This is a genomic window from Streptomyces odonnellii (assembly GCF_000981895.1).
Lineage (GTDB): Bacteria > Actinomycetota > Actinomycetes > Streptomycetales > Streptomycetaceae > Streptomyces > Streptomyces odonnellii.
This window is the reverse complement of the sequence record NZ_LATD01000096.1, coordinates 1-26,660: the sequence shown is the minus strand read 5'-3', so window position 1 is coordinate 26,660 and position 26,660 is coordinate 1. Positions and strand designations below refer to the sequence as shown.

At 70.7% G+C, this 26,660-nt stretch carries 24 protein-coding genes, 2 tRNA genes and 1 pseudogene; 20 read left to right on the top strand and 7 right to left on the bottom strand.

The window, feature by feature from the left end; genetic code table 11:
- Window positions 1-153 precede the first annotated feature (153 nt).
- The 5 genes from WH07_RS10790 (at window position 154) to WH07_RS10770 (ending at window position 5,383) form a co-directional block, all read left to right on the top strand.
- Window positions 154-1,386, top strand: a complete 1,233-nt coding sequence (locus WH07_RS10790) for a glycosyltransferase family 2 protein (protein ID WP_046498597.1) — start codon at window positions 154-156, stop codon at window positions 1,384-1,386.
- 124 nt (window positions 1,387-1,510) lie between these two features.
- Entirely contained in the window at window positions 1,511-2,578 is a 1,068-nt protein-coding gene (locus tag WH07_RS10785) for a glucose-1-phosphate thymidylyltransferase (RefSeq protein WP_046498594.1), read from the top strand.
- Complete coding sequence (gene rfbB / locus WH07_RS10780) at window positions 2,575-3,561, top strand: dTDP-glucose 4,6-dehydratase (RefSeq protein WP_046498592.1); 987 nt, start codon at window positions 2,575-2,577, stop codon at window positions 3,559-3,561. Before WH07_RS10785 ends, rfbB begins: the two co-directional genes overlap by 4 nt.
- Window positions 3,558-4,505 (top strand): dTDP-4-dehydrorhamnose reductase, encoded by a 948-nt coding sequence (gene rfbD, locus WH07_RS10775; RefSeq protein ID WP_079023128.1) that lies wholly within the window; start codon window positions 3,558-3,560, stop codon window positions 4,503-4,505. The genes rfbB and rfbD overlap by 4 nt, the downstream gene beginning before the upstream one ends.
- A gap of 83 nt (window positions 4,506-4,588) precedes the next feature.
- Window positions 4,589-5,383 (top strand): O-methyltransferase, encoded by a 795-nt coding sequence (locus tag WH07_RS10770; protein ID WP_046498588.1) that lies wholly within the window; start codon window positions 4,589-4,591, stop codon window positions 5,381-5,383.
- 89 nt (window positions 5,384-5,472) lie between these two features.
- On the opposite strand, the gene rfbC is transcribed toward WH07_RS10770, so the two are convergent.
- Both rfbC and WH07_RS10760 read right to left on the bottom strand, forming a co-directional pair.
- Entirely contained in the window at window positions 5,473-6,072 is a 600-nt protein-coding gene (gene rfbC / locus WH07_RS10765; protein WP_046498585.1) for a dTDP-4-dehydrorhamnose 3,5-epimerase, read from the bottom strand.
- A 117-nt stretch (window positions 6,073-6,189) separates the two neighbouring features.
- Entirely contained in the window at window positions 6,190-8,256 is a 2,067-nt protein-coding gene (locus WH07_RS10760; protein ID WP_232788815.1) for a glycosyltransferase family 2 protein, read from the bottom strand.
- 516 nt (window positions 8,257-8,772) lie between these two features.
- On the opposite strand from WH07_RS10760, the gene proB reads away from it, so the two are divergent.
- The 5 genes from proB (at window position 8,773) to WH07_RS10735 (ending at window position 14,004) form a co-directional block, all read left to right on the top strand.
- Window positions 8,773-9,879, top strand: a complete 1,107-nt coding sequence (proB, locus tag WH07_RS10755; protein ID WP_046498631.1) for a glutamate 5-kinase — start codon at window positions 8,773-8,775, stop codon at window positions 9,877-9,879.
- A gap of 144 nt (window positions 9,880-10,023) precedes the next feature.
- Complete coding sequence (locus tag WH07_RS10750; RefSeq protein ID WP_046498580.1) at window positions 10,024-10,539, top strand: hypothetical protein; 516 nt, start codon at window positions 10,024-10,026, stop codon at window positions 10,537-10,539.
- 165 nt (window positions 10,540-10,704) lie between these two features.
- Complete coding sequence (locus WH07_RS10745; RefSeq protein ID WP_046498577.1) at window positions 10,705-11,988, top strand: glutamate-5-semialdehyde dehydrogenase; 1,284 nt, start codon at window positions 10,705-10,707, stop codon at window positions 11,986-11,988.
- A gap of 123 nt (window positions 11,989-12,111) precedes the next feature.
- Window positions 12,112-12,702, top strand: a complete 591-nt coding sequence (locus WH07_RS10740; RefSeq protein WP_046498574.1) for an SCO2584 family spore wall biosynthesis protein — start codon at window positions 12,112-12,114, stop codon at window positions 12,700-12,702.
- 198 nt (window positions 12,703-12,900) lie between these two features.
- Complete coding sequence (locus WH07_RS10735; RefSeq protein ID WP_046498571.1) at window positions 12,901-14,004, top strand: SCO2583 family membrane protein; 1,104 nt, start codon at window positions 12,901-12,903, stop codon at window positions 14,002-14,004.
- A 66-nt stretch (window positions 14,005-14,070) separates the two neighbouring features.
- Here WH07_RS10735 and WH07_RS10730 read toward each other — a convergent pair whose 3' ends face one another.
- Window positions 14,071-15,189: a M48 family metallopeptidase gene (locus tag WH07_RS10730; protein WP_046498569.1), complete on the bottom strand. Its 1,119-nt coding sequence runs from the start codon at window positions 15,187-15,189 to the stop codon at window positions 14,071-14,073.
- A 177-nt stretch (window positions 15,190-15,366) separates the two neighbouring features.
- Here WH07_RS10730 and WH07_RS10725 point away from each other — a divergent pair, with 177 nt between their 5' ends.
- From WH07_RS10725 to WH07_RS10695, 7 genes are all read left to right on the top strand, one after another.
- On the top strand, window positions 15,367-15,600 hold the full coding sequence (locus tag WH07_RS10725; RefSeq protein WP_046498565.1) for a hypothetical protein: 234 nt from the start codon (window positions 15,367-15,369) through the stop codon (window positions 15,598-15,600).
- A 93-nt stretch (window positions 15,601-15,693) separates the two neighbouring features.
- Window positions 15,694-15,855, top strand: a complete 162-nt coding sequence (locus tag WH07_RS40315) for a hypothetical protein (protein ID WP_046498562.1) — start codon at window positions 15,694-15,696, stop codon at window positions 15,853-15,855.
- A 38-nt stretch (window positions 15,856-15,893) separates the two neighbouring features.
- Entirely contained in the window at window positions 15,894-16,559 is a 666-nt protein-coding gene (gene nadD, locus WH07_RS10715) for a nicotinate-nucleotide adenylyltransferase (RefSeq protein WP_063775751.1), read from the top strand.
- A 27-nt stretch (window positions 16,560-16,586) separates the two neighbouring features.
- Complete coding sequence (locus tag WH07_RS10710; RefSeq protein WP_046498559.1) at window positions 16,587-18,413, top strand: LCP family protein; 1,827 nt, start codon at window positions 16,587-16,589, stop codon at window positions 18,411-18,413.
- A gap of 258 nt (window positions 18,414-18,671) precedes the next feature.
- Window positions 18,672-19,130: a ribosome silencing factor gene (gene rsfS / locus WH07_RS10705; protein ID WP_046498626.1), complete on the top strand. Its 459-nt coding sequence runs from the start codon at window positions 18,672-18,674 to the stop codon at window positions 19,128-19,130.
- Window positions 19,127-19,780: a histidine phosphatase family protein gene (locus tag WH07_RS10700; RefSeq protein ID WP_046498557.1), complete on the top strand. Its 654-nt coding sequence runs from the start codon at window positions 19,127-19,129 to the stop codon at window positions 19,778-19,780. The genes rsfS and WH07_RS10700 overlap by 4 nt, the downstream gene beginning before the upstream one ends.
- Before the next feature lie 93 nt (window positions 19,781-19,873).
- Window positions 19,874-19,946 (top strand) — tRNA-Ala (locus WH07_RS10695).
- Window positions 19,947-20,080: 134 nt separating this feature from the next.
- Here WH07_RS10695 and WH07_RS10690 read toward each other — a convergent pair.
- The gene (locus tag WH07_RS10690; RefSeq protein WP_106409548.1) at window positions 20,081-21,010 is read right to left on the bottom strand and encodes a helix-turn-helix transcriptional regulator; all 930 of its coding nucleotides are present in this window, start codon (window positions 21,008-21,010) and stop codon (window positions 20,081-20,083) included.
- Between the two features lie 111 nt (window positions 21,011-21,121).
- On the opposite strand from WH07_RS10690, the gene WH07_RS10685 reads away from it, so the two are divergent.
- Both WH07_RS10685 and WH07_RS10680 read left to right on the top strand, forming a co-directional pair.
- On the top strand, window positions 21,122-22,615 hold the full coding sequence (locus WH07_RS10685; protein ID WP_198533778.1) for an MFS transporter: 1,494 nt from the start codon (window positions 21,122-21,124) through the stop codon (window positions 22,613-22,615).
- 327 nt (window positions 22,616-22,942) lie between these two features.
- Window positions 22,943-23,176: a hypothetical protein gene (locus tag WH07_RS10680; protein ID WP_046498555.1), complete on the top strand. Its 234-nt coding sequence runs from the start codon at window positions 22,943-22,945 to the stop codon at window positions 23,174-23,176.
- On the opposite strand, the gene WH07_RS10675 is transcribed toward WH07_RS10680, so the two are convergent.
- Window positions 23,155-24,480 (bottom strand): glycosyltransferase 87 family protein, encoded by a 1,326-nt coding sequence (locus WH07_RS10675; protein WP_232788814.1) that lies wholly within the window; start codon window positions 24,478-24,480, stop codon window positions 23,155-23,157. The two genes, WH07_RS10680 and WH07_RS10675, sit on opposite strands and share 22 nt — an antisense overlap.
- A gap of 127 nt (window positions 24,481-24,607) precedes the next feature.
- Between WH07_RS10675 and WH07_RS10670 the strand changes: the two genes are divergently transcribed.
- A tRNA-Ala gene (locus WH07_RS10670) sits at window positions 24,608-24,680 on the top strand.
- Window positions 24,681-24,868: 188 nt separating this feature from the next.
- On the opposite strand, the gene WH07_RS10665 is transcribed toward WH07_RS10670, so the two are convergent.
- Window positions 24,869-26,461: an NADH-quinone oxidoreductase subunit NuoF family protein gene (locus WH07_RS10665; protein ID WP_046498552.1), complete on the bottom strand. Its 1,593-nt coding sequence runs from the start codon at window positions 26,459-26,461 to the stop codon at window positions 24,869-24,871.
- Window positions 26,458-26,660: pseudogene (locus WH07_RS41050) on the bottom strand (hypothetical protein); the annotation flags it as partial. The gene WH07_RS10665 and the pseudogene WH07_RS41050, both read right to left, overlap by 4 nt.

Genomic DNA, 26,660 nt, shown 5'->3' with positions numbered 1-26,660 from the left:
CCGGCAGGGCGCCTTCGGGCGCGCTGCCGGGCCTTTTCCGTACGGGAGTTGAGCACCGCCCCGGCGCGCCGGACGCCCACTGTGACGCGCATCACGCATACTGGCGATCGTGACAAGACAACCAACATCCGATGACGATTGTCTTGAATTCTGATGAACGATAAGTCAGTTCCCGATGTAAGTGTGATCGTCGGGGCATATGAAGCGATGCCTTATCTGATCCGCTGTCTGGAATCGGTGGAGGCCCAGACACTGGGCGCCGACCGTATCGAGATCGTCGCCATCGACGACGGCTCGACCGACGGCACGGGGGAGTACCTGGAGGAATTCGCGGCCAGGAGCGCCATCCCGACCAGGGTGGTACGGCAGGCTAATTCGGGCGGCCCCAGCGGTCCGCGCAATGTCGGCCTCGGCCTGGCCCGCGGCCGTTACGTCTTCTTCCTCGACGCCGACGACTACTTCGGCGAGGAAGCGCTGGAGCGCATGGTGGGCATGGCCGACCGCGCCGGTACGGATGTGGTGCTCGGCAAGATCGTGGGCGTCAACAGGGGCGCGCCCGGATCCATGTGGAACCGCACGGCGGACCGCGTGGACATCTACAGCTCGCAGGTGATCTTCACCCTCAGCGCACAGAAGCTGTTCCGGCGCGAACTGCTCGAACGGCTGAATCTGCGGTTCGACGAGACCCTCAAGACCGGCGAGGACGCGCTCTTCACCATGGAGGCGTACATCCGGGGCCGGGGCGTCTCGGTGATCTCCGACTACACCTGCTACTACCTGGTCGGCCGCGACGACGGCAAGCATGTGACCAGGACCGGCAGCTACGCCCTGCGGTTCGAGGCCACGGGGGCGCTGATGGCGCTGATCGCCGATCTGGTGCCGGCCGGTCCCAAGCGCGACCGATTAATGGTCAGGCCCTTCACGGTCGGACTGATCCAGCAGTTCGGGCACGGGCTGATGAAGCAGTCCGAGGCGGTCCAGCGGCACAAGATGGAGCTGGCCGCACCCCTGATGGCCCGCCACTGGACCCCCGCAGTGGCCCGGCGCATCAAGGTCTCCGAGCGGCTGCGGCTGGAGTGCGTGGCACTCGGGCGGATCGATCTGCTCCGGGACATGCTCGCCTTCATCAAGGCCGAGGCAAGGCCGGAGGTGGTCCGCAGGGGCCGCGCCCGTACCCCGTATCTCGCCTTCCCGCACTTCGGGGACCGGAGCACGGGCCTCAAGGACGCCTCGTACGAGGTCACCGTGCCCGACTGGGTGGGCAGACCCGGCCTGGAGCGCATCGAGGCGCCCAGGACCGCACGCCGGCGAAGATCGCTGTTCTTCCGGCTGGCCAGGCGCGTACGGACCCGGGTGCGGACCCGGTACGCGGTGCCCTCGTCGTAACGACACAGGCGCCGCGTCGGCCGGTCAAGGTGTACGGCGAGCGGCCACGCCGGAAATCGCAGGTAAAATCATGCCGTCGGGCGATGGCCGGACAGCACCGAAATCTCAGCATGGGATAGGGAATGTGAAGGCTCTCGTACTGTCCGGTGGGGCAGGCACGCGTCTGCGCCCCATCACGCACACGTCCGCGAAACAGCTCGTACCGGTGGCGAACAAGCCCGTGCTCTTCTACGGCCTCGAAGCCATCGCGGAGGCGGGCATCACCGAGGTCGGCGTCATCGTCGGCGACACCGCGGAGGAGATCCGCGAGGCGGTCGGCGACGGCTCGCGCTTCGGCATAAAGGTCACCTACCTCCAGCAGGACGCGCCGCTCGGTCTGGCGCACGCCGTGCTGATCGCCCGCGACTTCCTCGGCGACGACGACTTCGTGATGTACCTGGGCGACAACTTCATCGTCGGAGGCATCACCGGTCTGGTGGACGGCTTCCGCCGGGACCGGCCCGACGCCCAGATCCTGCTGACGAAGGTCCCCAACCCGACCTCCTTCGGCGTGGCCGAACTCGACGCGGCGGGACGGGTGGTGGCCCTGGAGGAGAAGCCGAAGAAGCCCAAGAGCGATCTCGCGCTCGTCGGGGTCTATCTCTTCACCCCGGCCGTCCATGAGGCCGTGCGCTCCATCGAGCCGTCCTGGCGCGGCGAGCTGGAGATCACCCACGCCATCCAGTGGCTGATCGACCAGCGGCGCGACGTCCGCTCCACGACCATCTCCGGGTACTGGAAGGACACCGGCAATGTCGCCGACATGCTGGAGGTCAACCGCTCGGTGCTGGAGACCGTCGAGCCCTGCCGCGACGGCTGGGTCGACGGGGCGACGGAGATCATAGGGCGGGTCAGGATCGAGGAGGGCGCGCGGGTCACCGGCAGCCGGATCGTCGGACCCGCGATCATCGGCGCGGGCACGGTCATCAGCGACGCCTACATCGGTCCCTTCACCTCGGTCTCCGAGGGCTGCCGGATCGAGGACAGCGAGATCGAGTACTCCATCGTCCTGCGCGGTTCGTCCCTCACCGGTGTGCGCCGGGTGGAGGCCTCGCTGATCGGGCGCGATGTCGAGATCACCCCCGCCCCCCGCAATCCGTCCGCCCACCGACTCGTCCTCGGCGACCACAGCAAGGTGCAGATCTCCTCATGACCCAAAGGATCCTTGTGACCGGCGGTGCCGGTTTCATCGGCTCGCACTACGTCCGTACGGTGCTGGGCCCCCAGGGCCCCGGCGACATCGAGCTGACCGTGCTCGACAAGCTCACCTACGCGGGCAACCCGGCCAACCTCGACGAGGTCCGTGGCCACCCGGGATTCTCCTTCGTCCAGGGCGACATCTGCGATGCCGAGCTGGTCGCCAAGCTGATGGCCGAGCACGACCAGGTGGTGCACTTCGCCGCCGAGTCACATGTGGACCGCTCCATCGACGGCGGCGCCGAGTTCGTCCGTACGAATGTGGTGGGCACCCACACCCTGATCGACGCCGCGCACCGCGCCGGGGTGAAGACCTTCGTGCACATCTCCACCGACGAGGTGTACGGCTCGATCGACGAGGGCTCCTGGCCCGAGACGCATCCGCTGGAGCCCAACTCGCCGTACTCCTCGGCCAAGGCGTCCAGCGACCTGATCGCCCTCTCGTACCACCGCACCCACGGCCTGGACGTGCGGGTGACCCGCTGCTCCAACAACTACGGGCACCACCACTTCCCCGAGAAGGTCATCCCGCTCTTCATCACCAATCTGCTGGACGGCAAGAAGGTCCCGCTGTACGGCGACGGCGGCAATGTCCGGGACTGGCTGCACATCGACGACCATGTCCAGGGCATCGAGCTGGTCCGTACGAAGGGCCGGGCCGGGCAGGTCTACAACATCGGCGGCGGCACGGAGCTGTCCAACAAGGAGCTGACCGGGCTGCTGCTGGAGGCCTGCGGAGCGGACTGGGACACCAGCGTCGAGTACGTCACCGACCGCAAGGGCCACGACCGCCGCTACAGCGTCGACTGCGCCAAGATCCGTACGGAGCTGGGGTACGAGCCGCGCAAGGACTTCGCCGTCGGTCTCGCGGAGACCGTGGCGTGGTACCGCGACAACCGCGCCTGGTGGGAGCCGCTGAAGGGGCGTGCGGCGCTGTGAGCGGCCGGCCGGGCGGCTGGCTCGTCACCGGAGCCGGCGGGATGCTGGGGCGCGATCTGCTGGCGCGGCTCGCCGTGGCCGGAGAGCGCGCGGCCGGTCCGGACCGTACCGCTCTGGACATCACGGACCCGGGCTCGGTGCGCGCCGCCATGGAGACACACGCGCCGGCCGTGGTCGTCAACTGCGCGGCCTGGACGGCCGTGGACGACGCCGAGGCCAAGGAGACCGAGGCGCTGGCGGTCAACGGCACCGGTCCGCAGGTCCTCGCGGAGGCCTGCGCGGCCTCCCGCGCGATCCTGATCCAGGTGTCCACGGACTATGTCTTCGCGGGGGACGGCCGGACCCCGTACGGCGAGTACGACCCGACGGCGCCGCGCAGTGCCTACGGCCGCACCAAGCTGGCCGGGGAGCGCGCGGTGCTCGCCGCCCTGCCGGAGACCGGTTATGTGGTCCGTACGGCCTGGCTGTACGGAGCGGGCGGCGGGAACTTCGTCCGTACGATGATCAAGCTGGAATCCGTCAAGGACACTCTCGACGTGGTGGACGACCAGCGCGGCCAGCCGACATGGACCGCGGATCTCGCGGACCGGCTGGTACGGCTGGGGCAGGCGGCCCTCGTGGGGGCGGCGGAGCCCGGCATCTACCACGGCACCAGCGGCGGCGAGACAAGCTGGTTCGGCCTCACCCGGGAGATCTTCCGGCTGCTGGGCGCGGACCCGGAGCGGGTCCGTCCGACCACCAGTGAGGCCTTCGTACGGCCGGCGCCCAGGCCCGCGTACAGCGTGCTGGGGCACGAGCGGTGGAAGCCCCTCGGCATCGAACCGATCCGGGACTGGCGGAAGGCGCTGGAGGAGGCGTTTCCGGCGCTGGTGGCGGCGGAGCGCGGACAGGCCCAGGGCCATGGGCAGGCGGCGGGCCGCCGAATGGGTGTTACCGGCCGGTAGATGTTTACGGACAACATCTGTACCCACTAAGTTCACTGAGAATCAATCCCTACGTTGTTGATTCTCAGTGAAGGGCCCCTTACGTGGATCGCCACGGCTTCCTGCGCCAACTGCACCGTGTGTACAAACCCCGCAACTATCTGGAGATCGGGGTCAATGACGGGCGCAGCCTGGCACTGTCCCGGGTTCCGTCGGTGGCTGTCGACCCGGCGTTCCGGGTCGTCACGGACATCAGTTGCGATGTCCATCTGGTCAAGGCCACCAGCGACGACTTCTTCGCCCGCAAGGATCCTCTGATCCATCTGCGCAACGGCCGCAACCCGTTCCGCGCGCTGGCCCGCCGTGACCCGGTCAATCTCCTCGGCGGCGAACCGAAGCTGGAGATGTCGTTCATCGACGGCATGCATCTCTTCGAGTTCGCGCTGCGGGACTTCATGAACGTCGAGAAGCACTCCCGCTGGTCCAGCGTGATCGTCCTGGACGACATGCTGCCGCGCGATGTCGACGAGGCCGCGCGTGACCGGCACACCAAGTTCTGGGCCGGCGATGTCTACAAGGTCGCGCAGGTGCTGCGGCGCTTCCGCCCCGATCTGCTGGTCGTCGACGTCGACACAGAGCCGACCGGGGTGGTGGCCATCTTCGGCGCCAACCCGGAGAGCACGGTGCTGAAGGACAAGTACGACAAGATCATCGAGGAGTATGTCGTGCCGGACCCGCAGAAGGTCCCGGACGAGGTGCTGGTCCGCAAGAACGCGGTACGGCCCGAGGCGCTGCTCCGGGCCGGGTTCTGGACGGGGCTGGCGCGCGCCCGTAACCTGCGGCGCTCGCGGTCGGCCTTCGCGCCGCTGCGCAAGCAGATCGAGGCGATCACCGGCTGAGACCGGCAGAGGTCCGTATGCCGGATCCGGAAGGGCCCGGGCGATCCTGGATCGCCCGGGCCCTTCCGTGTGCGCGTACGCGCCTGCCGTCAGCCGCGGGCGGCCAGCTTGGCCGCGTACGCCCGGCAGTCCGCGTACAGGGGCAGCAGGCCCGAGGCCTCGGCCTCGGCGAGCGTCGGGGCCGCCGCGTCCTTGTCGGAGAGCAGCGGGGTGATGCCCTCGGGCCACTCGATCGCGAGCGCCGGGTCCAGCGGGTTGACGCCGTGCTCGCGCCCAGGGGCATACCCCTCGGAGCAGAGATAGACGACGGTCGCGTCATCGGTCAGGGCCATGAAGGCATGGCCGAGCCCCTCGGCGAGGTAGACGGCGCGGTGGTCCACATCGTCCAGCCGTACGGCCTCCCACCGCCGGTACGTGGGGGAGCCGACGCGGATGTCCACGACGACGTCCAGCACCGCGCCCCGTACGCACTTCACGTACTTGGCCTGGCCGGGCGGCACATCGGCGAAGTGGATACCGCGCAGTGTGCCGAGGCTGGACACCGAGCAGTTGGCCTGGGCGAGATGGAGGGAATGGCCGGCCGCGCCGGTGAAGTCGGCGGCCTTGAACCACTCGTGGAAGCTGCCACGGCTGTCCGGGAAGACCTTCGGTTCCTGGACCCAGGCGCCTTCGACCGAAAGCTGCCGCATGTGATCACGTCCTTGTCGTTCTTGGTGCGGGGTGTTCGTTCTCATGGCCCGCTCGGTGCGCGGGGCGCGAGACGAGGTGCGCGGGGCGGGCTGCGCGGGGCGAGGTGCGCGGGCGGATCAGAAGCGGGCCGCGAGGCGTCGTACCTTCTTCCGCGCCGAGGCGGGCAGGCGCCGTACGATCGGCCCGCCCGCCGAGCGCAGCACCCGGCGCAGGGTCGCCCTGCGGCGCTGCACCGCGACCACCCGTACGAGCGCCGGGTCGGCGGCCGGCAGACCGGACTGGTCCAGCCGGATCCGGCCGCCGCTGCCCACGGGGGCCTCGCAGAGCGGCAGTTCGGGCCCCTTCGGACCGTCCAGCCGTACGGACAGCCGTACCGTCCCGGCCGGCAGGTCCGCCACGCGCGCGGGGACGGCGAGATGCGCCCGGCCGTGGTCGGGGCGGAGCGTGGCCCCCAGGGTCCTGATGGAGTCGTCCTGGCCGGTCAGCACCAGTTCGACGGCCCGGGGACCGGACTTGGCGCCGGTGAACACATCGAGGCGCAGCTCCGGAGTGCCGCCGGGCATCCGCAGGACCGGGCGGTCCGCGAGATAGGTGGCCATCTTCTTGGCGCGGCCCGCGACATCGAGGGTGAGATTGCCGTACGGGTCCGTGAAGTACGGGACGACCGGGCGGGCGGGCGAACCGAGCACCGCGGGCAGGCACTTGGCGTCCACGCCCGGGGCACGGTCGGCGCCGAGCCGGGCCTTCCGTACGAGACCGAGGCCGCGCAGCGGCACCCAGACGTCCCAGAAGCCGCGGGAGACCCTGCCCCGGCCCTTGACCGCCTCGCTGGTGACATGGCCGCGGCCGCGCAGCACGACCTCGTAGCTCTCGCCCTCGATACCCGTCGCCGTGCCCGTGGCCGTGCTGTTGCCGGTGCCGTTGCCGGGCAGTTTCTCGATCTCCGCGCTGAAGTCGACGGGGCACGGCCACTCGACGGCCGTCTCGCGGTTGCGCAGGGAGAGTTCGCCCTTGAAGCCGTCCATGTCGTCCGTGACATCGAGGAGTTCACCGGTCGGCAGCAGCCCCTCGGTGATGTCCGGGTGCAGGAAGTACTGGCCGTCGCGGCGGATCAGGCGCAGCGGCTCATGGTCCTCGCCATGGACCAGCCGGCCGGTCAGCGAGAGCGCGATCCTGCCGTCGGACTCCCAGGCGAAGTCCTCGAGCCGGGCCGCGCCCTTGACCGAGGAGGCGAAGCGGGCGATCCGCATCAGCCCCTCGCGGTCGTCGGCGCGCAGCAAGGTGGAGCGCAGCCGGGTCAGCGAGCCGAGTCCCTCGTGCACGCCGTCCGTGATGAAGTCCCGGACGAGCGGGCGGATGGCGTCGACCATCTCGTCGAGGTACTCAGGGGTGAACTTCAGCACACCCGGCTCGCTCAGCCGGCCGAGCATCTCCACGCGGTAGAAGCGGCGCAGCAGCCGGTCCCGGAATTCACCCGGTTCAGTGTTGTCGACGACGACCTGGAGGACCTCGCGGAGGTTGCCGTAGTAGCCGGTCGGTACGAGCTTGGCCGATCCGGCGTTCTGGCCGTCGTCCCGCTTCGAGTAGTAGTAGCAGGTGTAATTCCCGAGGATCGACACCACTTTCGCCGGGAAATACGACTGCATCATATAAAGCTGGTCTTCCAGCCGGCGCTTGCCCTCGGGGTACGCGATGCCGTTCTCGCGGAGGAACTCCGTACGGAACATCTTGTGCGGGGTGAGGCTGTCGTACAGCGGGGCACTGGTCAGATCGCACTTCTCGCGGTTCGTCCTGAACACCCCGTGCGGGACGCCGCGGAAATTGGACGCGACCTTGCCGATCACGATGTCGGAGCCGTTGCGGTGGCCCATCTCGTACAGCCGCCGCAGGGCGTCGGAGGCGAGATGGTCGTCCTGGTCGACGAACTGGACGTACTCGCCGCGCGCTTCGGACACGCCGATGTTCCTGGGCTTTCCCGGCCAGCCGGAATTGGGGATGTGGATCACCCGGAAGTGAGGGTGTTCGTCCGCCAGTTTGTCGAGCCGGGCGGGGGAGTCGTCGGTGGAGCCGTCGTCGACGAAGAGAACCTCGAAGTCGGCGGCCGGCAGCGTCTGGGCCAGCAGTGAATCGACACAGGGGTCGATGTACTTACCCGGGTTGTAAACCGGAATGACGACGCTCACTTTAACTGGCATTTACTGGTGGCCCATCTCGTGTGTGATTGCCCGGCGTGCGACACGGGGGGAAGAGGGCGCCGCCGTCGGCGGAGCGAGGGGCGCTGCCGACGGTCAGCCTATCCCCGCCCGGAGGACGATGTTTCCCTCCTGTTGTTACACCTGAAAGACAGTCGTCACCCGCATCCGGTTGTGCGGTGGCGTGGATTGATCGGTCGAAGCGCGTACGCGCGGGCCGTCCCACCCACTGAAAAGGCCCGCCGCCCGGGGGCGCCGCCCGCGTACGCTGACCGGACGGGAGGCCTGCCGGGCGCGGGCCTCCGGCAGCGCGCGCGGTGAGCCGGCGCGAGAGCACGCGGTGTGAGAGCAGAGGCAGAGCACGTGGCAGCGGCACGGCAGGACGCGGCGGGGCGGCCAGAGCGGCTGGAGTCGGACGTGGCGGGGGCGGAGCTGACGGGGCAGCCGGAGACCGGGGACCGGCCCGAGCCGACGGATCAGCCCGAGCCGTCCGGGCGGGCCGGGGTGGTGGCGCGGGCCCGGCGCATCGTCGTCAAGGTCGGCTCCTCCTCGCTCACCACCGCCGCCGGAGGCCTGGACGCCGACCGCGTCGACGCCCTCGTCGATGTACTCGCCCAGGTCAGGAGGGGCGGCGAGAAGGAGATCGTCCTGGTGTCCAGCGGCGCCATCGCCGCCGGACTCGCGCCGCTCGGCCTCGTACGCCGCCCCCGGGACCTGGCCCGCCAGCAGGCCGCGGCCAGCGTCGGGCAGGGGCTGCTCGTCGCCCGCTACACCGCCTCCTTCGCGCGGTACGGCGTACGGGTCGGGCAGGTGCTCCTCACCACGGACGACACCAGCCGGCGGGCCCACTACCGCAACGCCTACCGCACCCTGGACCAGCTCCTCGGCATGGGTGCCGTGCCCGTCGTCAACGAGAACGACACCGTTGCCACGGACGAGATCCGGTTCGGCGACAACGACCGGCTGGCCGCTCTTGTCGCCCATCTCGTACGGGCCGATCTGCTCGTCCTGCTGTCGGACGTCGACGGTCTGTACGACGGCGACCCCAGCAGGCCCGGCACCTCCCGGATCGCCGAGGTGCGCGGCCCCGCCGATCTGTCCGGGGTCTCCCTCGGCAGCGCCGGCAAGGCGGGCCTCGGCACCGGCGGCATGGTCACCAAGGTCGAGGCCGCCGCCATCGCCACCGCGGCCGGGGTCCCGGTCGTCCTGACCTCGGCCGGCCGGGTCGCGGACGGCCTCGCGGGACGCGACACCGGTACGTACTTCCACCGCACCGGCCGCCGCTCCGCCGGCCGGCTGCTCTGGCTCGCGCACGCCTCGGCCCCGCAGGGCGCGCTCACCCTGGACGAGGGCGCCGTACGGGCGGTCGTCCAGCGGCGCACCTCACTGCTGCCGGCCGGGATCGCCTCCGTGGAGGGCGAGTTCAGCGCCGGGGACCCGGTCGAGCTGCGGGACACCGAGGGCCGCGCCGTCGCCCGCGGACTCGTCAACTTCGACGCGAAGGAGATCCCCCAGCTCCTCGGCCGCTCCACCCGGGATCTGGCCCGCGAACTGGGTCCGGCCTATGAGCGGGAAGTCGTACACAGGGACGATCTGGTCATCCTGCACTTGTGACCGTCCCCTGGAACGGCTGAAACTACTGCCTTTGAACAGGGACCTTTACCAAAAGCACCCCATGCCGCGCCCGGGACTGGTCAACTTTGTCTCAGGGGTATCAGGCGGGGATCAGCACGACGACGCAGCAACAGGAGGCCGCTGGTGAGACGAGCGCGCCCGGGGGCGGCGCCCCGAGGGACCGGGGGCAGTGCCCATGCCCGCAGGGCCACGGCACAGGAAAGGGCCCTGACCAGCGTCGAAGCGGGGGAAGACTTCGACGGAGAGCGACAGCGGGAGGCCGTATCGAGAAGGGATGCCCGCGGGGAGGGCCGGGCGGTGTCGAAACTGTGGCACATCACGCTCAGCGTCTCGGGTGCCGAGGCTCCGCTGACGGAGGTCCGGCGTGGCTTGGAACAGCTGGCCCATGACCATCCGTTTCTGCTCACGAGCCGGTACGCCAACGACCACGCGGAAATCCGCTACTGGGAGGAGGCCCGGGATCTGCACGACGCCGCCGCGGTGGCGCTGCGGCTCTGGGGCGAGCACCGGTCGAGCGCGAAGCTGCCGCCGTGGGAGATCGTCGGCCTCGAGGTCATCGACCGCGAGACCTACCACCTGCGGATCGCGGAGGGATACGGCCCGCCCCCGGCGGCTCCGGTGGGCGTCCATCCGTTCTGACTCCGGCTCCGGCCACTTGCGCGGCCTGACCTCGTACGCGGCCGTCCGTCCCGGCCCGGTGCCGGGTTCCGGTGTCCGCGCGCGATGGCCGGAAGCGCTTTCGGAAGTGTCTCGGAGTACGGAATACGAGCGGAATGCCCGCAGGAGTCGCACTACCCTGCGGGCATGACCTCGCTTTCGCCGTACGACAACCTCTCCCCGGTCGCCAGGGCCGCCTACCGGTCCCGCGCGGCGGCCGCAGACCTCGCGCCGCTGCCGCGCGCGGCCAAGGACGACGCACTGCTGGCGATCGCGGACGCGCTGGAGGTCCGTACGCACGAGATCGTCACGGCCAACGCCGAGGACTTCGGCCGCGCCCGGGAGGCCGGGACGAGCGAGGCGGTCATCGACCGGCTGACCCTGACCCCCGAACGGGTACGGGCCATCGCCGCGGACGTACGGGACGTGGCGGCGCTGCCCGACCCGGTCGGCGAGGTCGTCCGCGGCTCGACGCTGCCGAACGGGATCGATCTGCGTCAGGTCCGGGTGCCGCTCGGGGTGGTCGGGATCATCTACGAGGCCCGCCCCAATGTCACCGTCGACGCCGCCGCGCTCTGTCTGAAGTCGGGCAACGCCGTCCTGCTGCGGGGTTCGTCCTCCGCACGCTCCTCGAACACGGCACTCGTCCGGGTGCTGCGCGACGCCGTCGGCGGCGCCGGACTGCCCGCGGACGCCGTCCAGCTCGTACCGGGCGAGGGCCGGGAGTCCGTACAGGAGCTGATGCGGGCCCGCGGACTCGTCGACGTACTGATCCCGCGCGGCGGCGCCTCCCTGATCCGTACGGTCGTCGAGGGGTCCAGCGTGCCCGTCATCGAGACCGGCACCGGCAACTGCCATGTGTATGTCGACGCCGAGACCGATCTGGACATGGCCGTCGAGATCCTGATCAACTCCAAGGCGCAGCGGCCCAGTGTCTGCAACGCCGCCGAGACCCTTCTCGTCCACCAGGACATCGCGGCGGTGTTCCTGCCGCGCGCGCTGGACGCGCTCGCCGACGCCGGGGTGACCGTGCACGCCGACGAGCGGGTGCTGGCGTACGCGGAGGGATCCAAGGCGCGGGTCGTGGCGGCCACCGCGGAGGACTGGGAGACCGAGTACCTCTCGTACGACATCGCCGCCGCGGTGGTGGACTCGCTGGACGCGGCCGTCGCGCACATCCGGCTCTGGTCGTCCGGCCATACGGAGGCGATCGTCACCACCTCGCAGGCCGCCGCCCGGCAATTCACCCGGCTGGTCGATTCCACGACGGTCGCTGTGAACGCGTCCACACGGTTCACGGACGGCGGCCAGTTCGGCTTCGGCGCCGAGATCGGGATCTCCACGCAGAAGCTGCACGCGAGGGGCCCGATGGGGCTGCCCGAGCTGACGTCGACCAAGTACATCGTCACGGGCGACGGCCACATCCGGTAGGCGCCCGCCCGGTGGCCGGGGCCGGTGGGGCCGCGGTGACCGGCGGGGCGGGTGTGGTGAACGAAGCTGGGAGAGTTCGGACTCGGCCTGCCCAAAACGGCGGCCCAGGTCTACTCTGAAGAGGTGCCGGACGACGTGGGGGGCAGGCCGTTCCCGGACGGCCGGGAGCCCGACGACGACCGCGGAGGCTCGGACGAGGAGTTCGCCTCCGTGGTGTTCGACGAGGACTTCGTCCGGTCGGCACCCGTCCATGAACCCTCCGCAGTCGAGCGGCTGCTCGCCGCCGCCCAGGCGCGCGCGGAGGCCGAGGCGGCCCGCGCGAGGGCCGGCGGAGGACCGCCAGAGGACGAGCTGTACGGCCGGGACGGCGTGTACGGCGGTGAGTACCCGTACGACGGCGAGTACGACCCCGACGACCCGGACGGCTTCTCGGGCCCGTACGGACGCCATGGCGGCGCTCTGCGCCCGTACCGCGGCACCGCCCGCTGGCACCGGCCGGTCGCCTGGCTGCTCGCGCTGCTGATGGGCGTCGGGATGGTCGCGCTGGCCTTCACCGCCGTCTACCGCGGCGCCTCCAGCAGCCGCGACGACCAGGTGCCGCAGCCCGCCAGCAGCGGGATCGACAAGCCGGGTCCGGTCGGGCCCAGTGTCTCGGTGTCGGTCTCCGCGGTGCCTTCCGCGCCACTGCTCTCCGCGGTTCCGCATACGCCCTGAGCGTCCGCCCGACACGTTCCGCATGTCTGCGGGAGCGGCCCGTATCCCCTTCGGGAACACCGTTGGAATCAGGCCGGAAACCCGGCTGAAATTCCTTTGGGTTTCCGGGTTTTCACCCGAACGGCGGAACGTGCCCGTACCGGCACTTGACTCGCGGCCGAGCGTTTACGATCGCCCCCGCCGACCTACCCTGAAGGTATGGCAGGGCGTGGAGACCCACCCGAAGGGGAACCTGAGGGGCTCCCCGGCGGAGGTGACGACGAGTACGGGTCCGTCGATTTCGACGAGTCGTTCATCCGAGCTGCCCGGCTCCGTGAGGCCTCCGCCAAGGAGCGGATGAAGGACCACAGCCATGCCGTACGACGGGTTCCGCCGCCCCCGCCTAAACGGCGTTTCAGACGTTCCGGATTCCGGAACGGCCCCAAGCGGCTGCTCCTCCTCCTGCTGGTGATCGTCCTGGCCTTCGGCTCCGCGATCTATCTCGGTCTGCGCAATCCGTACCGGCCCATCACGGCGGGCACCGTGCCGCAGGCACGGATGGCGGTCGTCCCGCTGGCCCCGCGCGACCGGGTACCGGGCGGGGCACCCGACGATCTCTTCGCGCGCAGCCCGGCGGCGCAGTTCCGGGAGGGGGCGGCCGGGGTCGCGCTGCCCGCGGCCCGGGACACCGGGGACTTCTCCGAGGGCCAGGTGATGGCCGCGCTGACCACCGTCAAGGACTATCTCGTGGCGTCCTCGATGGACCCGGACGTCCTCGCGGGCCATACGGTGCGGCCGGTGCGGGTGCTGCTCGACCCCGACCAGCTTCCGCAGTTCGACCGCAGCTTCTCCGCGCCCGCCAATGACGGCCGGCACTCCCCGGCCGGCTGGCTCGTACGGTTCGACCCGGCGAAGGCCGTACCGGCCGGCAGCGGGGTGCGCGCACACGGGACGCTGCGGTACGAGCAGACCTCGGCCGGGACGCTGGAGGTCGTCTCGGAGCATGTCTTCGTGTACGCGCTGCGACCGGCGGCTTCGGCGGCCCGGCCGGTGCGGGACGCGTCGCTGTTCACCGTACGGCGCGAGATGCGGTTCCGGTTCGATGTGGAGGACCTGCTGAAGCACCGTACGGAGGTGCTGAGCAGCGATGTGCTCGCGGGCCCGCAGGCGTGCACGGCCGAGGCGCCGGCGACGCTGCGGCCGCTGCTCGCGGGGGAGCGGGCCAAGCCGGACGACCCGGCGGGCACGGACCCGTACGCCACGGGCCCGGCCGATACGGCGCTGTGCGGCACTCTGGCCGGCACGGCCCAGCCGAACCCGTGACGTGAGCCGTGACGTCAGAGTCAGATGACGCCCGTCCGGCGCTTGAGGACAGACCGGCCGGACCCGTTACTTCTTGTCCCCCGAGCCGGTCTCCGTACCGCCACTGCCATTGCCACCGCCACTGCTGCCGCCCGTGAAGACGTCCCGCAGCTTCCCGCCGAGATCCCCCGCGCCGCCCGCGATGTCGCCCACCAGCTTCATCAGCGGGTCCTTGCTCCCGCGCACCGTGTCCGCGTAATGCGCGGCCGAGTCACGGAAGGAGTCCGTGACCGAGGTGTCCTTGTCCTCGTCGCGGCGCGGATAGTGACCGTCCATGATCCGCTGGTAGTCGCGGCTCTCCGCCCACTTCTTCAGCTCGGCGGCCCGCACGGTGGTGAAGGGGTGCGTACGCGGCAGTACGTTCAGGATCTTGAGCACCGAGTCGCGCAGATCGCCGGCCGCCTCGTACTCCTCGGCCTGCGCCAGGAACGCGTCCACGTTCATCTCGTGCAGATGGTTGCCCCCGGCGATCTTCATCAGTCCGCGCATCGAGGCCCGTACATCCTGCCCGACCAGCAGCCCGGCCCGGTCCGCCGACAGCTCGGACTTGCGGAACCACTCCCGGAGCGCCGTGACGATCGCCATGATCGCGACATTGCCCAGCGGGATCCAGGCGACCTTGAGGGCCAGATTGGTCAGGAACAGCAGGATCGTGCGGTAGACGGAGTGACCGGAGAGGGCATGCCCCACCTCATGGCCGACGACCGCCCGCATCTCCTCCTCGTCGAGCAGCTCCACCAGCCCGGTGGTGACCACGATGATCGGCTCGTCCAGTCCGATGCACATCGCGTTGGGCTTGGGGTCCTGCGCCACATACATGGCCGGGACCTTCTCCAGATCCAGGATGTAACAGGCGTCCCGCAGCATGGCGTGCAGATGCGCGAACTGCGCGTCGCTCACCCGTACCGAGTCGGAGAGGAAGAGGAGCCGCAGGCTCCGCTCCGGCAGCAGCGCGCTCATCGCCTTGAACACGGTGTCGAACCCGCTGAGCTTGCGCAGCGCCACCAGCGCCGAGCGGTCCGCGGGGTGTTCGTAGGCCCGCGAGGAGATACCGGGGAAGCGCTTGCGCTGCCTGCTCGGCACATTCTTGTGGAGTGCGTCCCGGTGGAGTGCGTCCCGCTCGCGGTTGTCTTCGGCTTCGGTCATGGATGTCCCCGCTTCCTGCTTCCTACGAGTCCAAGGCTCGTCCCCCTGACCCGATCCAGCCTATGGGGTGGGTCTACGGTGTGGAGGGGGGCCGCGGCCGCGATTCCCGGGGAGCGCCCGCGGGCGCCGGCCGGAACGACCGGGGCGTGCCACCGACCACCGAGGAGCGCAACCGCCATGCCGGACACCGCCACACTGCTCGCCGTCACCCGTCTCACCGCGGCCACCGACGGGCAGGGACCCGGCGACACACTGCGGATCGTGCTCGCCGTCTCGATGGTGGGAGCCGTCTTCCTCGCGTGGTTCCTGCTGCGCGGATACCGCGACAACGGATCCGGGGAAGGTCCCGAGGAGCCCGGAAAGGGCCCCGGCAACCACAACGAGCGAGTCGCCGAGAAGCGCAACGACTGAGTCGGCGTGAGCGTGTCCGCGGGCCCCGCATACGATGTGCGCGAAGTCTCGCTACGACACGATGTCCGACACGATGGATAGGGCCTGCTGAAGATGAGCCTCAACGGCACCGCCGCCAACCTGGTCATGCTCGCCGAGGGCGCCGAACAGGGCGGTAACCACGAAAGCCTCAGCCCGTACCTCATCGGCGGCGGGGCGCTGTTCGGGCTGCTTCTGCTGCTGTGGATCACCACCCGGTTCAACCGCGACCGCTGACCCCGGCCCGTAACCCGGTGCAAGTAGGCTCTGCACGCATGGGAGAGCAGCGAGCGTCCGCCGGCACCGGCCACGCGACCGGAGCCGGCTCCGGCCTGGGCCGGCCCGAGAGCCGGGCCAGGCGCCGACTGGGTGTGATGGGCGGGACCTTCGACCCGATCCACCATGGACACCTGGTGGCGGCCAGCGAGGTGGCGGCGCTGTTCCATCTCGACGAGGTGGTGTTCGTGCCGACCGGGCAGCCCTGGCAGAAGACCCAGCGCGCGGTGTCCCCGGCCGAGGACCGCTATCTGATGACGGTCATCGCCACCGCGTCCAATCCGCAGTTCTCGGTCAGCCGCAGCGACATCGACCGCGGCGGCCCGACCTATACGATCGACACGCTGCGGGACCTGCGGTCCCTGCACGGTGACGCGGATCTCTTCTTCATCACCGGGGCCGACGCGCTCTCCCAGATCCTGAGCTGGCGGAATCACGAAGAGCTGTTCTCGCTCGCCCACTTCATCGGTGTCACACGGCCGGGGCACGATCTGTCGGCCGACGGACTGCCGAAGGGCGGGGTGTCCCTGGTGGAGATCCCGGCGCTGGCGATCTCGTCGACCGACTGCCGGGAGAGGGTCGCGAAGGGCGATCCTGTCTGGTACTTGGTGCCCGACGGTGTGGTGCGCTACATCGACAAACGGCAGTTGTACCGCGGCGCATGAGCGACTGAGCCACGGAGAGGGGCACCGGTGAACGACCAGCAGCAGCCGTACGATCCGTACGACCCGTATTACACGCAGCCCCAGCTCGTCGGGTACGACGAGTACGGGCAGCCGGTGTACCAGCAGCCGCAACAGCCCCAACAGCAGCAGGGGTACGGATACGACCCGTACGCCCAGCAGCAGCCGCAGCAGTCCCAGCACCCCCAGCATCCCCAACAGCCGCCGTCCCAGGGGCAGTACGACCCCTACGCGCAGCAGACCCAGCAGCATCAGCAGCCCCAGCAACAGCAGGGGTACGACGGGTACGGGTACGGCTACGACACGGGTCAGCAGCAGGCGTACGAGACGGGCAGGCAGCCCCCTGTCGCGGTCGACACCACGCAGCAGTGGAGCATCCCGCACCAGCAGCAGGCTCCGCAGGCCGGGCAGGCTCCGCACGTCGGGCAGGTCGGGCAGGTCGGGCACCAACAGCCTTCCGTGGGCGGGGCGGTGGAGGAGCCGGACGCCGCCGGGCAGCCGTCCGTACCCGGGCAACGGCGCCCCGGCGCGCAGGACCACGACGGGTCCCAGGACGGCGAGGGCGCGCAGGACCGCGACTACCGGACCGAGCAGTTCTCCTTCATCGAGGAGCCGGACGAGGACTCGCAAGACGTCATCGACTGGCTCAAGTTCACCGAGAGCCGCTCCGAGCGGCGCGAGGAGGCCCGGCGCCGGGGCCGTAACCGGGTGGTGGCGCTGATCGTCGTCCTCGCGCTGGCGCTCGTCGGAGGCGTCGGCTACCTCTGGTACGCGGGCAAGCTGCCCGGCCTGTCCGCGGCCGAGGAGAAGAAGGCCGCCGCCACCGGACCGCAGAAGCGCGACGTGATCGTGGTGCACCTGCACAACACCAAGCAGAAGGGCACTTCCACGGCCCTGCTGGTCAACAACTCCACGACCGGCCGGGGTACGACCGTACTGCTGCCCAACTCCCTCGCGGTCGCCAATGACGACGGCACCTCCACCACGCTCGGCAAGTCCGTGGACGAGGACGGTTCGGACGGCACCCGCGAGGCCATCGGCACCCTGCTCGGCACCAAGATCACCGGCACGTGGCGGCTGGACACCCCGTATCTGGACAATCTCGTCGAGCTGGTCGGCACCATCGACCTGACCACCGACATCGAGGTGCCCGGCGCGAAGCAGGGCGACCCGCCGGTGGTGAAGAAGGGCGCGGACCAGACGCTCAACGGTCGGACGGCCGTCGCGTACGCCACCTACCGCGGGCCGGGCGAGCCGGAGACGAAGCAGCTCCAGCGGTTCGGGCAGGTGCTCCAGGGCGTGCTGCGCAAGATGTCGGACGATCCGCAGGCCGCGACGATCACCGTCGAGACGCTGGCGCAGATCCTCGACCCCTCACTGCCCGAGAAGGACCTCGGAGCCTCGCTCGCCAAGCTCGCCGAGCACGCCAAGGTCGGCGACTACACGACGACGGTCCTGCCCGTGCAGGAGGACGGCACGCTCAGCGACGAGGCCGCGAACGGTGTGGTCAAGGACATCCTCGGCGGTTCGGTCAGCGCGCCGGAGAAGGGCAGCGCCGTACGGGTCGGGGTGAAGAACGCGAGCGGGAACGAGGACGCGGCGGAGTCCGCCCGGATCGCCCTGGTCAACGGCGGCTATGGCTTCGTGGATGCCGGGAACGGTTCCGCGCTGACGTCCTCGCAGGTCAGCTATGGCGACGAGGCGAACAAGCCGCAGGCGGTGGAGGTCGCCAAGACGCTGGGCCTGCCGACGAGCGCGGTGAAGAAGGGCACCCCCGCCCCGAACGCCGATGTCTCGGTGGTGCTGGGCGAGGACTACAAGGTGAGCATCGAGTAGGCGCCCGGGTGCTGTGGCCGGGACCCCTGCGGCGGTCCCGGCCCGGACCCCCGTGGCGGTTCGGCCGGGACCCCCGTGGCGGTTCGGCCGGGGCAGCGGTGAGCGCTCTTGGCACGGGGCCCCGGGGCTCGGTCTCGGTGCGGGGCCTTGGAACGGGGCCTCGGTGCGCCTTGAGGAGGGCCCCGTTTATGGCCGTGCCGGGGAGTGGCGGGGCGTGAGATCCTGGATGTCGCCCCAACCGTCGACGAAAGCCTGCTTGTGACCGCTACTGATCGTTCCATCCAGCTTGTGAACGCCGCCGCACAGGCGGCCGCCGACCGGCTCGCGCACGACATCATCGCTTACGACGTCAGCGATGTGCTGTCGATCACCGATGCCTTCGTCCTCGCCTCCGCGCCCAACGACCGCCAGGTCAAGTCGATCGTCGACGAGATCGAGGAGCGGCTCCAGAAGGAGCTCGGCGCCAAGCCGGTGCGCCGCGAGGGAGACCGCGACGCCCGCTGGATCCTTCTCGACTATGTCGACATCGTCGTGCATGTGCAGCACAGCGAGGAGCGTGTCTTCTACGCCCTGGAGCGGCTGTGGAAGGACTGCCCCGAGCTGGACCTGCCCGAGGACGCCGTCAAGACCCGTGGCAAGGCCGCCGAGCACGCCGGGGTCGCGGGCGCGGCCGGAGCCGCCGGGTCCGGCGGCACGACGGACGGTGAGCTGCGCTGAACGGCGGCAGGAGCGGCCGTGGCCGCCGCGTCATCCTGTGGCGGCACGGCCAGACGTCCTGGAACCTGGAGCGCCGCTTCCAGGGTTCCACCGATATCGAACTGAGCCCCACGGGCACCGCTCAGGCCCGCCGGGCGGCCCGGCTGCTGGCCTCGCTGAAGCCCGACGCGATCATCGCGTCCGACCTCAGACGGGCCACCGCCACCGCCGCCGAGCTGGCCACCCTCACCCGGCTGAACGTCTCGTACGACTCGGCCCTGCGCGAGACCTTCGCGGGCGCCTGGCAGGGCCTGACCCATGAGGAGATCGTCGAGCGCTACGGCGAGCAGTACGCGGCGTGGAAGCGCGGCGAGCCGGTACGGCGCGGCGGCGGCGAACTGGAGACCGAAGTCGCCGACCGGGCCGCGCCCGTGGTGCTTCACCACGCCGAGAAGCTGCCCGACGACGGCACGCTGGTCGTGGTCAGCCACGGCGGCACGATCCGCACCACGATCGGCCGGCTGCTGGGTCTGGAGGCGCGCCACTGGGAGGGGCTCGGCGGGCTGTCCAACTGCTGCTGGTCGGTCCTGGGCGAGGGCGCGCGCGGCTGGCGGCTGCTGGAGCACAACGCGGGAACCCTGCCCGAACCGGTGCTCGGCGACGACGACTGAGCGGCTTGGGGCGGCGGTCCGCCGGATTTCACTTTCCGGCAGGTCGCAGGCTAAGGTTCTTCTTGTTCACGGCGCGGAGCGCGGAGAACGCAAGGGGCTATAGCTCAGTTGGTAGAGCGCCTGCATGGCATGCAGGAGGTCAGGAGTTCAATTCTCCTTAGCTCCACAGGATCGGGACGGCGGAGTGTGCTCGCGGAAAGCGCGGGCCTCTTCGCCTTTCGTCGTTCTCGGGGACATTTCGCCGAGCTTCGCCGCTCGTATCGCCACCCGTACCGCCACTTGTACTCCTGGCACCGGGCCTCAGGCGTCCGCACCGGGTTCCCGGGCCCGCAGCACGGCTATCCGCTGACCGCTCTCCTCGTCCACCGGTGTGTAGACGACGATCCGGCATTCCGGCATTCCGTTGACCGACAGCGACACCGTGGTCATCCGTATCTCTCCGGTCTCCTCGTGACGGAAGGTCTTCACCCGGGGCCCCGGCGGGGTCACGTCCCCGCTCCCCCACAGCTCGGCGAAGCGCGCACTGGCCGCCGAGAGCCGCCGTACGAACGACTCCCAGCCGGGCTCGCCCACATGCCGTCCGTACGCGCCGCGCAGCGTCGCCACCATCACCGGCAGCTCCACCTCCGGATAGACCAGCGGACAGCGGTGCTCGGGAACGGTGAACAGGGTCCACAGCGCGTTCGGCAGTCCGTGCTCCGTCTCCGGGAACGGCACGAAGTCGAAGAGGCCGCGGTAGGCGGCGTTGCAGGCCAGGATGTCGTACCGCGCGTTGTACGCCACCGCCGGGCGCGGATCGAGCGCGTCGAGGATGCCCTCTATCTCCGGTCCGACCCCCTCCGCGTCGGCCTGCGGATCCGGTTCGTGTGGGACCTCCGCGAGGTGGTAGAGGTGCTCGCGCTCGGCCCGGTCGAGCCGGAGCGTACGCGCCACCGCGTCCAGCACCTGCGCCGAGGCGTTGATCGGGCGCCCCTGCTCCAGCCATGTGTACCAGGTCACCCCGACCCCGGAGAGCTGGGCGACCTCCTCCCGGCGCAGCCCGGGCGTACGGCGGCGGAGCCCCGGCGGCATCCCGACATCGGCGGGGGTCACCCGGGCCCGGCGCCCGCGCAGGAACGCCGCCAGCTCCGCTCTGCGGCGCCTGCCCGCCGCGGCCCGGACGCCCCGTGCCTCCGCTGTCTCCGCCCCGCCCGTCGCGGGCGCGCTGTCGGTCGCATGCCGTACTGCCATCGTCGTCACGCCCCCATCGTCGATCCGTGAACCCACCTCTGCCAGGTGCTGCCAGTACCAGCATCGGCGGGCTCTCGTTACCCGTACCCGACCGCGCCCAGGCTCGGTGCCATGACGACGACCTCGCCCGAGAACTCTCGGCACACCCACGGATCCAGTAAAGACCACGGCACTGACAACGCCCCCGGCGCGAGCGCGGGCGGCGGTCCGGAGGCCGGTGCCGGAGGACGGCCCGGGCTGCTGCTCGCCGTGGTGCTCGCGGCCCAGTTCATGGCGCTGCTCGATGTGTTCATCGTCAATGTGGCGGCCCCGACGATCCGTACCGAACTCGACGCGTCCGGCGCCGCGCTCCAGCTCGTCATCGCCGGCTACACCATCGCCTACGCCGTCCTGCTGATCACCGGCGCCCGGCTCGGCGATCTGCTGGGCCACCGCCGGATGTACCTGGGCGGTCTCGCGGTCTTCACCGCCGCGTCGCTCGCCTGCGGACTGGCCGCGGGCACCGGCCAGTTGATCGCGTTCCGACTGGTCCAGGGGGCGGGCGCGGCGCTGATGATCCCGCAGGTGCTCAGCCTGATCCAGCGCGACTTCATCGGCGAGCGGCGGGTACGGGCGCTCGGCGCCTACTCGGCCGTCCTCGCCACCGGCGCGGCGGCGGGGCAGGTCGTCGGCGGTGTGCTGGTCAGCGCCGACCTGTTCGGCGCGAGCTGGCGGCCCGTCTTCCTGGTGAACGTACCGATCGGCCTCGTGCTGCTGGTGCTCGGCGCCCGGGTGTTGCCCCAGGACCGGCGTGACGAGCCCGAGCGCACCCGCGGTCTCGATCTGCCCGGTCTGGTGCTGCTGGCCGCGGCCGTCTCGCTCCTGACCGTGCCGCTGGTCCTCGGCCAGGAGGAGGACTGGCCGGTCTGGTCATGGGCCTCCATGGCCGCCGCCGTGGTCCTCTTCGGCTGCTTCCTGGCCTTCGAGTCCCGGCTCGCCCGGCGCGGGGGCGCCCCGCTGGTCGCGCCCCGGGTTCTCCGTATTCCGGGGATGGGACTCGCGGCCGTACGGATCCTGCTTGTGATGGCCGTCAACGCGGGTTTCCTTTTCACCCTCACCCTTTATGTCCAGGGCGGGCTCGGCTACAGCGCTCTGCGCGCGGGACTCACCTTCGTACCCATGGCCCTGGTCTTCGGTCTGGTCGGGCTGACCTGGCGCAACTGGCACCCGGGGCTGCGGCGCGCGCTCGTTCCCGGCGGCTTCGCGCTGACCGCCCTCTCCGCCGTCGCCGTGGGCTGGGTGATGCGCGACATCGGAGACGGCGGACCCGCGATGTACGCCGCCTACACGGGGATGGGCGCGGGGCTGGCGCTCGGCTTCAGCCCCACCCTGACCGGCGCGCTGGCGACCGTACGCCCGGAGGACGCGGCGGACGCGAGCGGGCTCCTCGCGACCGTCACACAGCTCGGCCAGCTCATCGGAGTCGCGACCTTCGGAACACTCTTCCTGAACCGGCTGGAGGCGAGCCCCGCCGCGCCGGCCGACGCGCTCTGGGTGTGTTCGCTGGCGCTCGCGGGAGCGGCGGTTCTGGGCGCGCTCGCCGGGCTCCTCAAGAAGGCCTCCTAAAGGCCCCCCAAAAAGGACCTCTTAAAGAAGGTGAGCCAACCCGTTACCCGGCGGCGTCCGGTATAAGCCCTTACCGGACGGCTTTTTCCGGCTGACCACCTGGCCCGGTCGTGGCAGAATCGGACGACCGAGGGGACTGGGCCGGAGGGGAGAGCCATATTGTCCGCCAGCAGCATCGAGGAGCCCGATGACCTGCTTCCCGCGGCGGAGGTGCCCGTCGGCCTTCTCTGCCCCTCGTGCGGTTCGTCCCATGTTGCTCAAGTGCTCGGCGACAATGGCGGGGTTTCCTACGTGTGTACGGCCTGCGGCCACATCTGGAGCTGACTGATGGGTGCCCACAGGCGTAAATGCGACTGGTGCGGCAGTGGTACGCCGATCGTCCGGGACATGGACCCGCTCAATCCGGAGTTCCAGTACTGGTGCGAGGAGTGCGCGCGGGCGCTGATCATAAAAGGCGACCCCATCGAGACCTACCGGGAGCTGGAGGGCGAGCCGATCTACGGCCGCCTCCTGGACGAGCACTGCACGCTCAAGCGGTTCTACTCGTTCGCCACGGCCTGACCGTACCCCCGCGCCCCGACCGTCTTCCCGAGCAGCCGGCAGATCAGGGCCAGGGCCGTCAGCGGATAGAGCGCGGAGAGCGTCATCTCGGTGGCGCCCTGGGCCAGTTCGGGGGCGCCGGAGCCATGGGGTACCCACCACAGGGCGTACGAACAGAAGACCAGCCAGAACGCCGCCGCCCACCCGGTCGCCCCGTGTCCCGTCCCTCCGCGCGCCGCGAGGAACAGCACCACCGGTACGCACCACACCCAGTGGTGCGACCAGGAGACCGGACTGATCAGCAGCGCCGTCGCCGCACAGGCCGCCACCGCCCCGGCGCGCTCCCCGCGCAGCGCCGCCAGGACCGCCGCCGTGAGCCCCGCCCCGGCGACCACGACGGCGGCAACGGGCCACCAGAGCCCCGGATCGGTCGTGTGCAGGAGCCGGGCCAGGACCCCGCGCAGCGACTGATTGGCGGTGTCCTCCGCCCGGCCCGCGCGGGCCGCCTCGAAGACGACTCCGGTCCAGTAGCGGCGCGAGTCCCCGGGGAGCAGGGCGGCGGCCAGAAGGGTCGTTCCGGCGAAGACCCCGCCCGCCGTCGCGGCCTGGCGCAGCCATGGGTTCCAGCCCGCCCGGCGGGCCCGTACCACTCCGATGAGCAGCAGCAGGACGGCGAAGAGCGCGGGGGTGAGCTTGACGGCGGCGGCGAGGCCGATGCCCGCACCGGCCCAGCGACGTCCCCGTGCCGTGTCGCCCGGGTCTTTCGGACAGAGGTCCCACAGCACCGCCACCGCCAGCAGGAGGTTGATCTGCCCGTAGCGCAGGGTCGTCCACACCGGCTCGCACCAGACGGCGAACGCGGCCACCCAGAGCGTCGCCGCCCATGGCACGGCAGCTTCTTCGGGCTCCTTCTCTTTTCCGGTCTCCTCCTTAGGAGGCGGTGTTTTTCCCTGGAGGACGAGCCGCAGGGAGAGGCGTACGAAGACGACGAGGAGCAGCAGATTCCCGGCGGTCGCGAGCGTCCGCAGCACCGGCACGGACGGCAGGGTGAGCGGGGTGAACAGCAGCGCGGCGAACGGCGGGTAGGTCGTCGGCAGCCGGGCCGCGGTGGCGCGCATCGCGTACAGATCCCGGCCTTCCAGCACCGTGAGGCCCTCGGCCCGGTAGACCCGCAGATCGATCATCGAGACCCCGGCGGCCCGCTGCGCGATCCAGAACGCCGCGAAGGAGGCCAGGCAGACGGCGCCGGCGATCAGCAGCGATCGGTACGGGGCCGCGCTCCGGCCGCTGTTCCGGACGAACCGCACGAGTACGGGAACGGTCACGAAGGGCGACAGTACCGGCCCGATCTTCTCCAACCGGACAGAACGGAAACGATTTGGTGGTGGGCGGAAAGGACCGTGTAGTGTTGGCAATGCCGCTGAGGGGAGACCCGGAAAGCGGTGTTCACCAGGGGCTATAGCTCAGTTGGTAGAGCGCCTGCATGGCATGCAGGAGGTCAGGAGTTCAATTCTCCTTAGCTCCATGAGCGAGAGAGCGAGGCCTGTCCGCGAAAAGCGCGGACAGGCCTCGCTCTCTCCTTTTTGCCCGGCTCCGTCTCGCGTAGCGGGGGCTTCACCACCCGCACCCCCCTTGGGGTCCTCCCGGCAGCGCGTATGTGCGGGACCGGGCGGACCGGGCGGGACCCCTTGAGGGCCCCGCCCGTCCTCGTGCTCAACTCCGGCCGGGGCCCAGGGCCTTGCGGCCCCCGCCGGGCGGCAGTGCCGCGCGTACGGGCCGGGGCCGCTCGGGCGTCGGCTGTTCGATACGCAGCGCCAGTTCGGGGCAGCGGCGCACGGCACGCTGGGCCCGCCCCCGCAGATGCATCGGGACCGACGCGTCCGCGAGCGCCGGATAGCCGTCGGGGCCAAGTCTGATCAGCTCCGGGACGATGTCCGCGCAGAGCCCGTGCCCCTGGCAGAGCGTCCAGTCCACGGCGAGCTTCTCACCGCTCGGGATCGACTCCTCCGCGTCCTGGTAGCCGGGCCCGGGCAGCGGCAGCACCCCCGTCGTCTCGCGTCCGCAGCCGCCGTCCAGCACATGCGCGGCGAGGTCGTCGGTGAACGCCGACAGGGTCGAGGCGAAGAAGCGCGCGGAGCCGTCCGGGTGCTTGCAGGCGCCCCGGCCCTTGACCGCCTGGGTCACCGCGCGCAGCGCCTCCAACGCGGCGGGACCGCCGCCGTTGATGACGTCCGAGAGGCCGCCCGCGGCGGCGGGCAGCCCGAGCTTGCAGGGGCCGCACTGGCCCGCCGTCTCGGCCGCGAGCCAGTTGGCGACCCGGAGCGCCTCGCCCAGCGGACAGGTCTCGGGGCCGATCGGCAGGATGGCGCCCGCGCCCAGCGCGCCCCCGAAGGACGCGAGGGACTCCTTGGAGACGACGGCCTCGTGGGCGGCCACCGAGTCGATCCAGTTGCCGTGGTAGCCGCCGGTCAGCACGCCCTGGGGCAGCGGCGGGGCGCCGGCCATCTGGAGCACGTACCGCAGCGGCACCCCCGTCGGCACCTCGACGACCATCGGGCGCGCGACCGCCCCGGAGATCGTGAGCATGACCGTGCCCGGCTCGGTGTCCAGCCCGGTGTGGCCGTAGCGGCGGGCGCCGATCCGGGCGCCGATGGCGAGCTGGGCGAAGGTCTCCGCGTTGGACAGCAGCGTCGGCAGACCGCCGACACCCGACTCGGCGGCGCGCTCACGGCGGCCCGGCGGCAGGGCGGGACCGCCGCCGATGGCGCGGATCACGGCCGACGCCTCGCCCGAGACCATGCGCTCAGGCGTACGCACCACCCGCGCGCGCAACTGCTGTCCGCGCCGGTCCGAGAGACCGCGCTCGGCGAGCGCCGCGCGGATCGACACCTCGGTGGAGTTGCGGGTGACCGCGACGATCAGCGTGCGGGCGCCCAGCGCCTCGGCCGCCAGCAGCGCGCCGTCGAGTATCAGATGCGGGGCACGGTTGATCAGCACCGTGTCCTTGCGGCAGGCGGGCTCGCCCTCACTGCCGTTGATCACGACGACGGGCCGTACGCCCCGGCGGATCGCGGCCGTCGCCACCGCGCGCAGTTTCTTGGCGAAGGGGAATCCGGCGCCGCCGCGGCCGGTCAGTGACATGTTCTCGGCGAGCTGGGCCAGCCGCTCCCCGGTGACCGGTTCCAGCGGGCCGTGCACCTTGAGGTGCATGGGGAGGTCGAGCCGCTCGACCAGGTCGAAGCCCTGGGTGAGCTGGGGGAGGCCGACGACGCGGACCTCGGGGACATCGGGGAGCGGGGTGTTCACGGTCGGTCTCCTGCGGGTGCGTGCCAGGGTTCCCCGGCCGGGGGCGGATAGAGCGGGCCGGTGGAGGCAGCCGAGTCGGACGAGGGCGGCGGCGGGGAGACCGTGCCATCGGGGGCGGGGGTGCCGTACACGGGGACGGAGCCCGTGTCGTACGGCGGGAGCGGGCCCGCGGCGTACGCCGGCATGGAGCCCGTGTCGT